Annotated in this window: 8 protein-coding genes and 1 CRISPR repeat array; of the genes, 2 read left to right on the top strand and 6 right to left on the bottom strand. The window is 44.7% G+C overall.

What is annotated here, in order from left to right; genetic code table 11:
* Positions 1–67: 67 nt before the first annotated feature.
* Positions 68–622, bottom strand: a complete 555-nt coding sequence (locus ACZ5XY_RS00290) for a Spy/CpxP family protein refolding chaperone (RefSeq protein ID WP_464741887.1) — start codon at positions 620–622, stop codon at positions 68–70.
* Positions 623–839: 217 nt separating this feature from the next.
* Between ACZ5XY_RS00290 and ACZ5XY_RS00285 the strand changes: the two genes are divergently transcribed.
* Complete coding sequence (locus ACZ5XY_RS00285) at positions 840–1,508, top strand: response regulator transcription factor (protein ID WP_464741885.1); 669 nt, start codon at positions 840–842, stop codon at positions 1,506–1,508.
* On the top strand, positions 1,508–3,052 hold the full coding sequence (locus ACZ5XY_RS00280) for a sensor histidine kinase (protein ID WP_464741883.1): 1,545 nt from the start codon (positions 1,508–1,510) through the stop codon (positions 3,050–3,052). Before ACZ5XY_RS00285 ends, ACZ5XY_RS00280 begins: the two co-directional genes overlap by 1 nt.
* A gap of 62 nt (positions 3,053–3,114) precedes the next feature.
* Here ACZ5XY_RS00280 and ACZ5XY_RS00275 read toward each other — a convergent pair whose 3' ends face one another.
* From ACZ5XY_RS00275 to csy1, 5 genes are all read right to left on the bottom strand, one after another.
* Positions 3,115–3,240, bottom strand: coding sequence for a hypothetical protein (locus tag ACZ5XY_RS00275; RefSeq protein ID WP_464741881.1), 126 nt, complete (start codon positions 3,238–3,240; stop codon positions 3,115–3,117).
* Positions 3,241–3,474: 234 nt separating this feature from the next.
* Positions 3,475–11,312: a CRISPR direct-repeat array (repeat unit 28 nt; unit sequence TTTCTAAGTCACCTATGCGGTGATGAAG).
* Between the two features lie 169 nt (positions 11,313–11,481).
* A complete protein-coding gene (cas6f, locus tag ACZ5XY_RS00270) occupies positions 11,482–12,087 on the bottom strand; it encodes a type I-F CRISPR-associated endoribonuclease Cas6/Csy4 (protein WP_464741879.1) in 606 nt (201 codons plus the stop codon).
* A 3-nt stretch (positions 12,088–12,090) separates the two neighbouring features.
* Positions 12,091–13,107 (bottom strand): type I-F CRISPR-associated protein Csy3, encoded by a 1,017-nt coding sequence (csy3, locus tag ACZ5XY_RS00265; protein ID WP_464741877.1) that lies wholly within the window; start codon positions 13,105–13,107, stop codon positions 12,091–12,093.
* A 53-nt stretch (positions 13,108–13,160) separates the two neighbouring features.
* Positions 13,161–14,237, bottom strand: coding sequence for a type I-F CRISPR-associated protein Csy2 (csy2, locus tag ACZ5XY_RS00260; RefSeq protein ID WP_464741875.1), 1,077 nt, complete (start codon positions 14,235–14,237; stop codon positions 13,161–13,163).
* Complete coding sequence (gene csy1, locus ACZ5XY_RS00255) at positions 14,237–15,622, bottom strand: type I-F CRISPR-associated protein Csy1 (RefSeq protein WP_464741873.1); 1,386 nt, start codon at positions 15,620–15,622, stop codon at positions 14,237–14,239. The genes csy2 and csy1 overlap by 1 nt, the downstream gene beginning before the upstream one ends.
* Positions 15,623–15,760 lie beyond the last annotated feature (138 nt).

Genomic DNA, 15,760 nt, shown 5'->3' with positions numbered 1-15,760 from the left:
TTGTGATAAAAAAGCGCTCAATTCGAGCGCTTTTTTTAGCTTTTAATCTTTTTAATTAAAGATTGATTTATTGCTTGGCGGTAGATTTTGACTGATATTTTGCATGTTGCGAGCGTTTTTGGGCGTGGTTTGCGCGATTGTTTTGGCGCTCAGATTTCATGGTGGCTAATTTTTGACGCTGCTCAGGGGTCAAAACTTGCGCAATTTCACGCTGCATCTGAACGCGGTTGACAAAACGCTGACGGGTTTTTTCAGCTTCAACATTGGCTAAGCGGTTAAGTTCGGCGTTATTGAGCGTTGGGCTGTTGGCAAGGTTTTGAACTTGAGCTTGCGTGGCTTTGCGTTCATTTTTTAGCGCTTCAAAGTTTTCAGAGCGGTTGTTATGATTTTTTTGCATGATGGCTTTGATTTTCGCCTCTTGGTCGGCGCTCAAGTTCAGTTCAGCAAATGGCTTTTTGCCGGCATGATTTGAGAAGCGCTTATGCTGGCGAGCGCTGTCTTGATGCATGGCGCTTGGTTTGGCAATTGGTGCGCTGTCGGTGGCAGCGTTAACACTTGAACAGGCAGTGATTCCCAAAGTGGCTGAGGTGATAAGCGCGGTGCTGATGAGAAGTTTTTTCATAAAGGACCTTTTGCAAATTTCAGGTTGGATTTGATAGGACTTATCATAAAAAAAGCGGGCGTTAATATCTTTTATGAAAGATTAAGAAAGGTAAAGGCGGCGGTAAAAGACGCTTGCTTAGTCCAAAAAAAGCTATAATGAGATTGGGTTTAGCAGGCAGGATTGGTCAAGATGGTAGTTGCTGAACCATCCGTGATGAAACATAAAGGGGGCAGGCGTGCCAAAAATCTTATTGGGCGATGATGATGAAGAGTTGACCCAACTTTTGCAAGAATACTTACAAAATCATGAGATTAGCTGTGATTGCGCTTTTGATGGCATGGCGGTGATAGATAAGCTTGGCAAGCAGCATTATGATTTGTTGGTGCTGGATATTATGATGCCTAAGCTTGATGGGTTAAGCGTTTTGCGACAGTTGCCGAGCATCAGCCAGTTGCCGGTGATTATGCTCACTGCAAAAGGTGAGGAGATAGACCGCATTATTGGACTTGAGCTTGGCGCTGATGATTATATCACCAAGCCTTGCAACCCGCGAGAGCTGCTTGCGCGCATTAACGCGGTGATTAAACGTACCCAAGCGCCGCCGCCTGATGATTTGCTTCCTGAAAGCCGGTTGCAGCTTAATCAGGTGACCCGCTGCTGTCAGGTGGATGGGACGCCGCTTCAGGTGACGGGAACGGAGTTTGATTTGTTGTGGGCGCTATTGAGCCAAAAAGGCGAGGTGGTGAGTAAAGCTTGGCTGTCAGAAAACGTCCTTCAGCGCGAGCTGCAGCCTTTTGACCGCAGCCTTGATGTTCATGTATCGCGCCTTCGTAAAAAAATGCAGCCGTTTCATGATGACCCCATCAAGGCAATTCGCGGTAAAGGCTATCAGTTGGTAATCTAATGACTCTCCCATCTCAATGGCAACGCTGGCGGATTAACCCAAAGCTTAGCCTATTTTGGCGGCTGTTTTTAAGCTTGTTACTTATGATTTTGCTGACGTCTATTTTGTCGGTTGCTGCTGAGCGCAAGCTCAATCAGCGCGCCCTTGCCAGTAAAATGGACGAGCAAATTGATAAGTTAGTCATTCAACGCGCCGCCTTAACTCAAGCGCTCATGGCGCAAAATGATGAGGAGGTCAGGCGGCTGTATCGCAGTGACCGCTATCTGATGAGCCAAATCCGCGTCTTTGACGGTCAAGGCGAGATGCTGTTTCCTCGCTACCGCTTTCGTGAGGGCAGGTCGGGCGGTCGCGGTGGCGGCAAAGAGGGCAGTCCGCATCAAAGCACATTGCCGCCTGCTGAACGACGAGTGCCGGAGCATCATGACTTTTTGCCAGCGCCGAAGCCGTTTTCGCTTGCTGATATTTGGCAGCCGCTACCGCCTTACAGCGCCATTGCCGATATGGACAGCCGCCCTGAGCTTGCCGACCAAACCCTCACGTTACCCGATGGTCAAACGCGAATTATTCAGCTCAGACCGCATTTGTTGTTTAAAGATGTGCTTGAGCTTCAGCGCGGCAATATGCCGGTTCGGCTAGCGATGGTGGTTATTTTTGGCGGCTTGGTTTGTTTTTGGTTCAGTCAAACGCTCATTCGCCGAATTCGCCGTGTCCAAAACAGCGTCCACCGCTTGTTGGTTGGCGACTATTCAAGTCATTCAAGCCTTGAAACCTTGGGTGATGATGAATTGGGTCAGCTTGCTAAAGATGTGGCGCTGTTAAGCCAGCGTTTAAATGACAGCGAGCGCGCCCGCAAGCAGATGCTCAGTGACATCTCGCATGAGCTGCGCTCACCACTGGCACGGCTTGAGGTTGCCACCGAGTTGACCCGCGATTTTGCTCCGAATGCCGGTCGCTATTTAGATAGGATTGATAAAGAGTCGGCGCGAATGAATGATTTGATTGAGCAAATTATCCGCATTCAATCCTTGCAGATGCAGCAGTATAGCCTTGATGACCACGGTCGGGAGCCGGTTGATATGGGGCAACTTATCAGTGAGATAGGTCAAGATGTCTGTTTTGAATTTCAACAAAAACAAATCGCGTGGCACTGGCAGCCACCGCCTTTTGACGCCATCGTTATGGGCAATTTTGACCAGTTGCGCAGCGCCTTTGAAAACATCATTCGCAATGCCTTTATGCACACCCCAAATGAGCTTGCGATAACCGTTAAGTTAGATAAAATCAGAACGCCTAAAGCGCGCCCAAGCTTGCAAATAACCGTTACGGACTCAGGGTCGGGAATTGATGAGGCGGATTTGGTGCGGATATTTCAGCCCTTTGTGCGTCTTGATTCGGCACGGCATCGCCAAACTGGTGGCTACGGCTTAGGGCTTGCCATCACTCATGCGGTGGTGGCGGCGCATGGCGGTGCGGTTCGGGTTTTCAATCGGCAAGATGGCGCCTCAGGATTGGTGGTTGAGGTGCGGCTACCTAAAAGCGGATAACTGGCAAAGTTAAGTTTAACAAGCAAAACGCAGCAACAGTTGGTATTAAAAAATGGGGGCTATTAAAAAATTTTAAGAATCTTGGCAATAATACTGATGACAATCATTATGACCGCAAATACTGCCCAAAGCACCGCGCCGATAAGCAAAAATTTAATCAATAAGCCAATAAGAATTAAAATCGCCATAACTTGCTCCTAAGCCGTGGGGGTAGGGTTTTATCATGCCACAAACCGCAAGTGAGTTGTCGAGGTGGCAAGCTTGTCAGTGCTGCTATAGCCGCAGCACTCCGCGCTCACTGACCATCAGTAGCAGGTTGTCATAACGTCCAAGCACAAGCATGCGCTCTTGAGCACTTCAATAAGCTTGTGAGAATGAAAAAAGCCATGCTATTAACATGGCTTTTTTGGTTTGCGGCAACATTTCTAAGCCACCTATGCGGTGGGAAAGGGCTAGGGGTGGGATATTCTCCCACTTCTTCGTTTCTAAGCCACCTATGCGGTGGGAAAGCCTAATGTAATTGAGAATGCACCGCGCCTTGTTTTCTGAGCCACCTATGCGGTGGGAAAGGGCAAGGCATCGGCGCTGGCATTATCCAATTTTTTCTAAGCCACCTATGCGGTGGGAAAGAAGGGAACGCCCATAAAAAAAGGTTTTTCCATTTTCTAAGCCACCTATGCGGTGATGAAGAGCAACGGGCTTTTGCTGCTGCATACTGAGCATTTCTAAGTCACCTATGCGGTGATGAAGGGCGCAAAATGACCGCCGTAGTCGTAGCCTTTTTTCTAAGTCACCTATGCGGTGATGAAGTTAAACATCTTAAAAATTTGTTTACCATTTTCTTTCTAAGTCACCTATGCGGTGATGAAGCTCTGTTTTGATACCTGACACTGTGATTGAGCTTTCTAAGTCACCTATGCGGTGATGAAGGTCGGCGCTGAGTGCATCCGCTTGCCGTCACTTTTCTAAGTCACCTATGCGGTGATGAAGGCTTAACTAAAGACGCAGAATTAAGACAGGCTTTTCTAAGTCACCTATGCGGTGATGAAGTGCTTAATTTGAGCCGCTCGCTCGCGGGTGATTTTCTAAGTCACCTATGCGGTGATGAAGAACTAGTTTGGGCGTTCGACAATGACAAAGCTTTTCTAAGTCACCTATGCGGTGATGAAGTAGCATCAGCGCCTGTTGGGTCACGACTCTCATTTCTAAGTCACCTATGCGGTGATGAAGGACATTCTCATACCAACAGTGGTCAGGACTGATTTCTAAGTCACCTATGCGGTGATGAAGGCTTTAACAAACTGCGACTCCTCAACGAGCATTTTCTAAGTCACCTATGCGGTGATGAAGCTTGTATGATTTGCGGCATACTTACGCAAGTTTTTCTAAGTCACCTATGCGGTGATGAAGAGTAGCCTGTATCGCGCTTTCTGCCTGCTCAAATTTCTAAGTCACCTATGCGGTGATGAAGATAAAGCTGTCAATGTATCAAAAACAAAACTACTTTCTAAGTCACCTATGCGGTGATGAAGAAATCAAGTGGAAGCTGAAAAATGAAGGTGGGTTTCTAAGTCACCTATGCGGTGATGAAGTACAAATATCACCTACGCGAATTGTTCCAACTTTTCTAAGTCACCTATGCGGTGATGAAGCAGTGATGATGTTGGTTTTAACGTTTTTATTCTTTCTAAGTCACCTATGCGGTGATGAAGGCTTTAACAAACTGCGACTCCTCAACGAGCATTTTCTAAGTCACCTATGCGGTGATGAAGCTTGTATGATTTGCGGCATACTTACGCAAGTTTTTCTAAGTCACCTATGCGGTGATGAAGCAGCATAATCACTGGATAAGTGGCAAGTTACTTTTCTAAGTCACCTATGCGGTGATGAAGGCAGCAAGCTTATCAAGGTCAATGCCGTACGCTTTCTAAGTCACCTATGCGGTGATGAAGAGGATTGGGTTTTTAGCAGTAAATGCTAGAGATTTCTAAGTCACCTATGCGGTGATGAAGGCGCCGTTAACGCGGCGCAAACCCAGCCAAGATTTCTAAGTCACCTATGCGGTGATGAAGCTTATCGACAAAGCCAGCACGTCACTTGATGCTTTCTAAGTCACCTATGCGGTGATGAAGAAGCCATGCGCTCAATATTCAATATCTATTTATTTTCTAAGTCACCTATGCGGTGATGAAGCCAGTTCGCCGTATTGCTCAGGATTGAGGTCGTTTCTAAGTCACCTATGCGGTGATGAAGTTGACGCCATCGTTGACGGTGCTGAAAAGTCCTTTCTAAGTCACCTATGCGGTGATGAAGCTTGGTTGGCAGCGTTACCCAAATCGCGTAGTTTTCTAAGTCACCTATGCGGTGATGAAGTCTCAAATCGCGCCATTTTGACTGCGATTGATTTTCTAAGTCACCTATGCGGTGATGAAGGAAATTGATATTGATTATGCGGCATCGGTTGATTTCTAAGTCACCTATGCGGTGATGAAGATTATGCAGCCAAGGTCATTAAAGACCAAGGCTTTCTAAGTCACCTATGCGGTGATGAAGCACGAAATTCAAAACGAGCAGCAACGCGCAACTTTCTAAGTCACCTATGCGGTGATGAAGACGACGTTAGAGAATGGCGCTTATGGCTACTTTTTCTAAGTCACCTATGCGGTGATGAAGGTTAGCGTGATTTATTATGGTGATAGGGTGTCTTTCTAAGTCACCTATGCGGTGATGAAGGGTTTTTATACTACGGACTTCGCATATATTGCTTTCTAAGTCACCTATGCGGTGATGAAGAATATACTCTGCAATAGCTTCAATATCTTCAGTTTCTAAGTCACCTATGCGGTGATGAAGGAGGTCAGTTTGTTTGCATCTGGCACAGTAATTTTCTAAGTCACCTATGCGGTGATGAAGCAAGCAGTCTTGCCACAGTTCCGCCCATTGCTTTTCTAAGTCACCTATGCGGTGATGAAGAATGATGGCTGACCCTAAGCTCTGTCTATCAGTTTCTAAGTCACCTATGCGGTGATGAAGGTAGTACCCAATCCAGCGGTCTTGACCGTTTATTTCTAAGTCACCTATGCGGTGATGAAGTTTTTGTAGTCGTAAACAAAAGGCTGTGGCACTTTCTAAGTCACCTATGCGGTGATGAAGTTTTTGTAGTCGTAAACAAAAGGCTGTGGCACTTTCTAAGTCACCTATGCGGTGATGAAGTTTTTGTAGTCGTAAACAAAAGGCTGTGGCACTTTCTAAGTCACCTATGCGGTGATGAAGTGCCTGACCACAAAAGCGCCCACTGCTTTATATTTCTAAGTCACCTATGCGGTGATGAAGTTCGCAGTTTTCAAAGGCTTTGATTGCAGACTTTTCTAAGTCACCTATGCGGTGATGAAGGCAATCCAAGTGACGGACGCGCTAAAGGTTAGTTTCTAAGTCACCTATGCGGTGATGAAGGACATCTATCGGGTACGATGACGACATCTATCGTTTCTAAGTCACCTATGCGGTGATGAAGAATTGTGAACATATCGGATGTGAACGCATCACTTTCTAAGTCACCTATGCGGTGATGAAGAACAACTGCCACGCCCCACAGCCTAGGGTATATTTCTAAGTCACCTATGCGGTGATGAAGAATTGCTGGCGCGGTTATGAGCAAAAGCCTTTTTTCTAAGTCACCTATGCGGTGATGAAGCTTAACAAACTGCTCAGGATATAGCTGGCTAATTTCTAAGTCACCTATGCGGTGATGAAGCTCGTGTGGCTGCTTGATGCCGTTAGCCTTAATTTCTAAGTCACCTATGCGGTGATGAAGACAGGAAGCGAAAAAGAGATCGAGCGCGTTAATTTCTAAGTCACCTATGCGGTGATGAAGTTGGCATTTTGACTCTCTTAGCTTAGCGTGATTTTCTAAGTCACCTATGCGGTGATGAAGATAGTGGCGCTTATAGTGTCCTGCTCCTCCTTTTTCTAAGTCACCTATGCGGTGATGAAGTTGATAATGAGAGATAAGTGATTTTATTGACTTTTCTAAGTCACCTATGCGGTGATGAAGATGGCAAGGCTAAATATCGTGACCGTGGGCGCTTTCTAAGTCACCTATGCGGTGATGAAGTCAAGCTAATTTCAGCTTCTTTTTTGGTGCAATTTCTAAGTCACCTATGCGGTGATGAAGAAATACTCGGTCGGGCTTATGAGCATTTCAAAATTTCTAAGTCACCTATGCGGTGATGAAGCCTTATTTAACTAACATCCAATCTTCTGCTAATTTCTAAGTCACCTATGCGGTGATGAAGGTCATGCGTTTGCTTTAGCAAGGCAAGCAATTTTTCTAAGTCACCTATGCGGTGATGAAGATATAAGACTCCAAGCTGACTTATACCCTAAATTTCTAAGTCACCTATGCGGTGATGAAGCCGCAGAAGGCTTTGAAATCCTTGCGCGTGCTTTTCTAAGTCACCTATGCGGTGATGAAGATCTCAAGCGACGTCAAGACCGGTGCGACCGATTTCTAAGTCACCTATGCGGTGATGAAGTTAACGTTATACCAAGGCTGCGACTCATTACCTTTCTAAGTCACCTATGCGGTGATGAAGGTCATGCGTTTGCTTTAGCAAGGCAAGCAATTTTTCTAAGTCACCTATGCGGTGATGAAGGCGACAGGCGTCGCAGTATCAGTCAGCACCAATTTCTAAGTCACCTATGCGGTGATGAAGTTACATCGTTTTTTATGGCAAGCGCTTTATGGCTTTCTAAGTCACCTATGCGGTGATGAAGGGCGGCAATAAGCTTGTTAGCGATGCGCTCAATTTCTAAGTCACCTATGCGGTGATGAAGTATAATACTTGTTATGATTACTATGACGACGAGTTTCTAAGTCACCTATGCGGTGATGAAGAGCATCGGCAAGTTGCGGCGCTCCGGCATCTATTTCTAAGTCACCTATGCGGTGATGAAGCTATGTATCAGATGGTCTAGGTTCTTAATTAATTTCTAAGTCACCTATGCGGTGATGAAGTCTTTAATCAAAACATTGGTGGTTGGGATGTTTTTCTAAGTCACCTATGCGGTGATGAAGACATAGTTAGCTTATCCTTGCCCGATGTTGATTTTCTAAGTCACCTATGCGGTGATGAAGTAACTGGTGCTTGATGCGAGAGATGCTGGACTTTTCTAAGTCACCTATGCGGTGATGAAGTTTTGATGAAAGCAATAAGCCTTGGCTATTGCTTTCTAAGTCACCTATGCGGTGATGAAGATTTTGGCTTTGCCCATTGTGGCTGCGACCATTTTCTAAGTCACCTATGCGGTGATGAAGACTAACTAAGTGGGCTAACTGTCAGTAATGATTTTCTAAGTCACCTATGCGGTGATGAAGACATACTGCCTCAAGTGATTTTTGGATTTATATTTCTAAGTCACCTATGCGGTGATGAAGCATCATTAGATGAACCTTATCTATAATTTTTGTTTCTAAGTCACCTATGCGGTGATGAAGAAAGGAGGTCATAATGACCGTAATTAAGCACTTTTCTAAGTCACCTATGCGGTGATGAAGTAAGCTTCAACCAGTTGGCACTAAGCTGTTTTTTTCTAAGTCACCTATGCGGTGATGAAGGGCAGAAATAGATAAAGAGAATGAAAAATACTTTTCTAAGTCACCTATGCGGTGATGAAGCTCAAAGTTTACTTTGTCATCGGTCATTGGTCTTTCTAAGTCACCTATGCGGTGATGAAGAACATTAAGTAACTTACTGTTTCGTCACTTGGCCTTTCTAAGTCACCTATGCGGTGATGAAGACATAAGTATTCTCAACGGGATAAGCGCGTTTTTTCTAAGTCACCTATGCGGTGATGAAGAGGTTCAGCTTGTTTAAAAGCTGGTCGCCGACTTTCTAAGTCACCTATGCGGTGATGAAGAGATTAGCTCGCAACTTGGCGCTGATTTTATCTTTCTAAGTCACCTATGCGGTGATGAAGGTCTGTCGCTAAAACCGACCTGCGAGGGTTTTTTTCTAAGTCACCTATGCGGTGATGAAGGGTGGTCACACCGTCCAGCGTTAATTTTACGTTTTCTAAGTCACCTATGCGGTGATGAAGATGACCAAAGCCGAGGCGTTAAAAATTACGGATTTTCTAAGTCACCTATGCGGTGATGAAGGCTGCTCGCTTAGCGGCACATTGAGCGGCAGCTTTCTAAGTCACCTATGCGGTGATGAAGGTATTGCGCGGCGCAAGTCAAGCGCACGGCTCTTTCTAAGTCACCTATGCGGTGATGAAGCAAACGATGGTACGCGGTCGTTTGTTGTGATGTTTCTAAGTCACCTATGCGGTGATGAAGAGCAACCAAAACAATATCAATCTGCTGCTTTGTTTCTAAGTCACCTATGCGGTGATGAAGTGGCTTTCGAGCGTTTTACGGGTCGCAGTGATTTTCTAAGTCACCTATGCGGTGATGAAGTGCAGCGCTTGGGCTGACAAACTCGCAAACGTTTTCTAAGTCACCTATGCGGTGATGAAGTTGTAATGCTCACCCTCAACAGCGGTCACCGCTTTCTAAGTCACCTATGCGGTGATGAAGTCCATGTTTTTGGTTTTGTTCTCTACGTGACCTTTCTAAGTCACCTATGCGGTGATGAAGTTACTCAGAGGTGTTTTTCTAATGATTGAAATTTTCTAAGTCACCTATGCGGTGATGAAGGGCTATAGCATGATTATCTTAGACGTTGAGCATTTCTAAGTCACCTATGCGGTGATGAAGAAACACTGGGCTTGCGGGGTTTGAATTTGGTATTTCTAAGTCACCTATGCGGTGATGAAGCCGTTACCGCCCGCCGGAAATACGGTTTCTGTTTTCTAAGTCACCTATGCGGTGATGAAGCCACATCAAAACGCTTGAGGACTTGCGATTACTTTCTAAGTCACCTATGCGGTGATGAAGTCCCGTGAGCATTAACAATCGCGGCTATACATTTTCTAAGTCACCTATGCGGTGATGAAGGTGATTTGACCAAACCCATGACCAGTGTTTTGTTTCTAAGTCACCTATGCGGTGATGAAGCAAGAAAAAAGACGCTCAAGGGCGCGAAATCCTTTCTAAGTCACCTATGCGGTGATGAAGGTTACATACCCTGCCGCCGCTGTTGCGCCGTGTTTCTAAGTCACCTATGCGGTGATGAAGTGTATAATAGAGCTAAGGAGTTAAAATAATGATTTCTAAGTCACCTATGCGGTGATGAAGCTTGTAATACTCACGTAGTAGGGTGTGAGCAATTTCTAAGTCACCTATGCGGTGATGAAGAGCGCTTGAATTGAAGCTTGAAACCAATCCGATTTCTAAGTCACCTATGCGGTGATGAAGACAGGCGATATTCGCTCATGGTTGCATTACTTTTTCTAAGTCACCTATGCGGTGATGAAGAAAGTCTTTATTGGTATAGCTTTAATTTGGTGTTTCTAAGTCACCTATGCGGTGATGAAGTTTCGGCTTCCGGTTCGCGCTCCGTTGGTTCATTTCTAAGTCACCTATGCGGTGATGAAGGATGATAGTGAGATTGTGAATTCATTTGACGTTTTCTAAGTCACCTATGCGGTGATGAAGAGTGGTAATAGCACCTCTGCTGTCACACAAACTTTCTAAGTCACCTATGCGGTGATGAAGGCTCGATGGCGGGTTGGGAGATCGACAGGTAATTTCTAAGTCACCTATGCGGTGATGAAGCTCGATTTCCACGTCGTCAGCGGCTTTTTTGTTTTCTAAGTCACCTATGCGGTGATGAAGAATTTGCCAAAGACGTGGCGGGTTACAAAGTTTTTCTAAGTCACCTATGCGGTGATGAAGGGATGCGCGTATAGCCCTCAATGGACGCGCAATTTCTAAGTCACCTATGCGGTGATGAAGGCCAGTGAGCAGCAGCAACAGCAAATCATGCATTTCTAAGTCACCTATGCGGTGATGAAGGCTGCAATGCAGCGTTACCCATATTCAGCCACTTTCTAAGTCACCTATGCGGTGATGAAGCTTGATACAACTGGCTTGGGTCAGCCGTCACCTTTCTAAGTCACCTATGCGGTGATGAAGCTATCTTGTACTGCTTAAAAATAGAGCGTCGTTTTCTAAGTCACCTATGCGGTGATGAAGGGATTCGGTCAGATGCGCGGCTTTTCTTTTCCTTTCTAAGTCACCTATGCGGTGATGAAGAGTTCTTGCCGTATAAATCAACCGATGAAAACTTTCTAAGTCACCTATGCGGTGATGAAGAGGAATTATACCTCAAAAAAGTGAGTCATACCAATGGCTGGACAGCAAAAACCCTTCTTTTACCCTCCATTTTCTTCATTGTCATAACTCATTGATTTTAATGTAAATTTTTAAATAGTGCAGAAAAAGGGTTTTTACACCCTTTTTCTGGGTCGCGCGTAACGACAGCTTACCAATGCGGTACGGTGACCTGATCTGACATGCCATTCATACCGTACACATTGAAACTACCAGTTATTTCTTTTTCATAAGGCCTTTGCAAGACTTGTAATGGATAATGCGTTCGATTGCTTTCACTAAACATTCTGATAAAAGGCAGCTTCATTTCAGGTTTGCGTTTTGCAACAATTGCTGCCGCCTCATCAGTACCGACCTGCATCTTTTGAGCAAGTGACTGAACTTGCACATCGATAGGCTTAAAGCGATAGCGACGGACGCTGACAAATCCTGTTGCCTTTTCCCCTACTTCTTTAATACCCTTAATATGAACATAATCAGTCAACCTATCCAGCCATTTAGCAAGATTTAGAGTTTCTAAATCCTTTTGACTGGTTGCAAAGACACGTAGCTTTAGCCCAAGTTTAGAGGATTGCTCTTTTTTATCATCGTAATGATAATCAGGGAAGCTAACACCAATAGTATCAATACCATGATTATGTTTAACGTCTGCTAAAGCAATATGCAACTGAGTAAATAACTTACTCCAAATAAAGTAAGGTGCAATGTCAGGGTCTGGAAGAATGGTAATTTCTTGAAAATGAGTAAGCCAAGTCATAACTTACTCCTTACCGCTAGCACCAAATACGCCGCCGCGAATCAATACTCCCATAACATAATGCTGCTGGTCAATATCAGGCGTATCACCTTTTAGCACCCAATTATCAAATAAGGTATAAAAATCCATTTTTGCTTTCGGCTGACGAAAGGCTGTGCCAAGTGTCGTGACTGCGCCATAAGGCTCAATGGCGATTGGAAACTCAGCATTTGGGTACCAATCATCAATGGTGCGGATGGCATTACCAATCTTTTGTGAGTGCATTCCAGCTTTGCCATTGATTTGATACAGCTCTTTGGACTTGGTTTTACCGGTATCAAGCACCAGCTCTTGTGAAGGGTACACCTCTTGACCGTAGCCCATTTTTGCAAAAGCTTTGATGTATAAAATTACAAAAGCGTCACCATTTAAACCTTGGGTGATGAGCTTTGCCAGTTCATCGATTTTAGCATTGTCTGTATTAAAGTCTTTGAGTGAGATTGATTTGGCATCAAATTCAAAGCTATGATTTTGGCCATTAATATCACAGCTGACCTCTACTTTGATGCTCTCAGCACCAACTCGGTTTCGCCACAACCAGCGCGCATTGGCAATATTAGCTGCATAGCGGCGCGATAATTCGTCTACGCCCTCAGTATTTAAATAGTCTTGAACTGTGGATTGCAGGGCTTGCTGATAGTCTTGATCGTTACAAACTGAAGGCTTTCCTGTAAATGGCAAGACTTTACAGCTCCAAGTAACGACCAAGGTATCACTATTTTCATCAAGAGCGGCTGAGTCTACCCGTTGTAAGTTGGCTTTTTCAATCTCAGCATCAAGCTTAGCAGGGTCATTGGTCACGGTATTTTTAAGACGATTGCTGATCGTTCCGCGAACCGACTTTTCTTTAATGGTGACAGGTTTGGCTTGAGGGTTTTTATTTTGGCTGTCTGTTTGCGCAAAAAAAGCATCGGAGGTATCAAGATTGCGCTCAAAGGCAAGAACAGAGGCCGTTTTTAGTTGAGGGGCGGGCTTACTCATAAGGTGACTCCTTGGGTATGATTAAATAAAATGAAGGTTAAAATGATGAATGGTTAAATAGGCAAACTGCTTGATGACTGGGTGACAAGATACAGCTGATCAGCGGCGTCATAGTGATATCGCCAAAAGGCTGTTGTCAGATCATATTCGCTATTGATTCCCAATCGCTGCGGATAGACCCATTTACCAAGGCTGTAAACCGCCTCGACATACTGACTTGGGTATTTAGGATTGCGAACGTTTTGCATAATTCCGGCGTCAAAGACATCAGAGATGCCCTGATAGCCTATCGGCATGGGAACAAGCCAGCCATGACCTGATTTTCGTGACATCGTTGACCATTTGGTCTCGCCACTTGCTTTGGTTTCTGGAATATGATGCAAAGCGCAAACATCGATTAACACGTCTAAAGGTGTGGCGTCTGGATGGTCAGTCTGCACCGCATCGATAATTTCACTAAAATCTTGTTTTGCTTCCATAAGTACAAAAGCTGGCAGTAAATGCGGCACAACGGCATCAACATCATCACGGGCAAAAAACTGAACGGGAGTGACGCGATCGACCCCAAACACGCTGCCGCCTGCCAAACGCTGCTGCTGAATCCACTGTAAGCTTTGCACCTTTAAGCTGTCTATCCGATCAGATGCCGGCTTGCTATCAGCTAAAACCTCAACCACAAAGCTCATGACCAAGCGGCATTTGCCTTCTTCAATGATAGAAGCGGTTTTGCCATCTTTTTTTATTGGGTTACGTGATTGATTAAAGGTATAGTTGCTATAGGGTTGATCGCGGTAAACGTGCGGCGTACATTCGTAGCAAGCAAGCAAAACGCCGCCTAGCGACAACTGTTTTAGCTCATCATGTTCTGCCATCTTACGTGACATGACATGAAAACTGCCCAAAAACCCGGTCACAGCAGGAAAGCCATAAGTCAGAGGGCTTGAAATGGCATTTGCGCCCTCAATGACCACCTTTTTAAACAATAAATAGCCAATGATGGACTTATCATTTCCCTTTGTCTCATTTGTCTCATTTGTCTCATTTGTCTCATTTGTCTCATTTGTCTCATGAGTCTGCTTTGATGCCGTCACGCGAGATCGTTTTTTAGCGGGGCTAATGGGTGGTATCATTATAAAAACACTCCTTTTCCTGCGCGCTCATACTGCTTTTGCATAGCTTCAATATCGCGCTCCCATTGATGATGCTCAGGATCAGCAAAGTCGCTGCGCTTATCGTCAAATTTGACCTGCAAAATCTCATTGATCCATCGGGCAAACCGGCGCACGATTTCTGTATTCCAATCATTATTGGGATCATTGCGCCGCGACTGCCAATCTGCTTGCTCAGGTAAATCAGCGCGATTAGGGTCGAGCCAAAACGTCTCCACCTCATCAAGCTCATAATCAATCGTCCAACCTGCAGGCAGCTCATCGCGCATGTAAGCTGCAAATTCAAACAAACGATTTAGAACTTCATTCATCGCTTTTTGCCGCGCCTCTCGGACGGTATAAGGGTTTTTCTTACTTTTCACCACGTCATAAATATCTTGTAAGATGGGATTGACTTTATTTGCAAGGGCGACCGAAAAGATACTTTTGGCAAATTTGGAGGGTTTAAAATTGCTGTTTTTAAAGCTTAAGCTTGGCGGAAGTGAGGGCAGTAGGTAATTGCGGCCGCCTTGCTTGCTCATCAGTAGGCTGACATTTTGTGGCTTAGTGCCGCCCAGTTGAACCGTGGCTAAATCGTTTATATTTACGTAAGGCTTGTGCTCAGCAGTTGCTTTAAAGCGGTTGCTTTTCGCAAGCTTATTCTCGTCAGAAAACTTAAGATGATTGATACGCTGATATACGGTAAAGGTTAGCACTGACGGATAAAGTGGAATAATATTGATATAATTTAGCGCCGCTAAATCATTGGCGCTATAAGCATTTAATGGCCATAAGGTTTGTTTATTGCGCTCATGAGTGGCAGGGTCAGTTATCGTATTTTGTAAGGCGCTTTTAAAAATATGATGCATTTGCTGCGCGATATTTTTATCTTGACTGAGCGTATCAATAAAATCGCTATTGTCCGACAAAATAAGGTCTCTTATTTTTATACTGTCCGTCACGGCAAAATCAAAAAACGCCGCTAGAGGTAGAGCAGCGGCATTACCATTAGCATCAATATAGCCGCTATCAATAGAGTGCGTGCCAACGATGGTATGAGGCAGTTTGGTAGAGGCAGCAAAGCTTATATTATCGCCTTTGGCGTCAGGGTGAATCCCTTTTGAGATGTGTGTGCCAAAATTTAATTGCCTTGCCATTCGAGTTGCCGCGTCATCCAACCAAGTGGATTTACTATATTTTTCTTGAGCATCCAAAAGGGTTTGCTTTAGCGCTCCCATTTTGACCAAGTCATTATCGGCAATAGCTTGAGCTAACTGTTTTTGCTCTTTTTCTGTTTTTTTATCGTATTGACTGGTTAAGAATGCTTGAACGGCGTCTTTGACATCTATATAGCTATTATCTTCCATTATTCTATCCTCCCTCTTTTATAGGGCAAAAAAAGACATACGAGTAAAAATCGTATGGGTATTTACGATATTAAGATTAATTGGTAAGATAGGGCTGATTTGACGCCAATCATAATCAACCCTACCACCTGACGACTA

It is taken from the genome of Psychrobacter sp. GTC18467, assembly GCF_055397455.1.
Note: the sequence above shows the minus strand (reverse complement) of the source record. Positions and strands in the feature narration are given on the sequence as shown.

Excerpts from the sequence above, each read along its gene's own strand:
- ACZ5XY_RS00290 (WP_464741887.1), bottom strand. The coding sequence starts at position 622 with ATGAAAAAACTTCTCATCAGCACCGCGCTTATCACCTCAGCCACTTTG.
- ACZ5XY_RS00280 (WP_464741883.1), top strand. The coding sequence starts at position 1,508 with ATGACTCTCCCATCTCAATGGCAACGCTGGCGGATTAACCCAAAGCTT.
- ACZ5XY_RS00275 (WP_464741881.1), bottom strand. The coding sequence starts at position 3,240 with ATGGCGATTTTAATTCTTATTGGCTTATTGATTAAATTTTTGCTTATC.
- cas6f (WP_464741879.1), bottom strand. The coding sequence starts at position 12,087 with ATGACTTGGCTTACTCATTTTCAAGAAATTACCATTCTTCCAGACCCT.
- csy3 (WP_464741877.1), bottom strand. The coding sequence starts at position 13,107 with ATGAGTAAGCCCGCCCCTCAACTAAAAACGGCCTCTGTTCTTGCCTTT.
- csy2 (WP_464741875.1), bottom strand. The coding sequence starts at position 14,237 with ATGATACCACCCATTAGCCCCGCTAAAAAACGATCTCGCGTGACGGCA.
- csy1 (WP_464741873.1), bottom strand. The coding sequence starts at position 15,622 with ATGGAAGATAATAGCTATATAGATGTCAAAGACGCCGTTCAAGCATTC.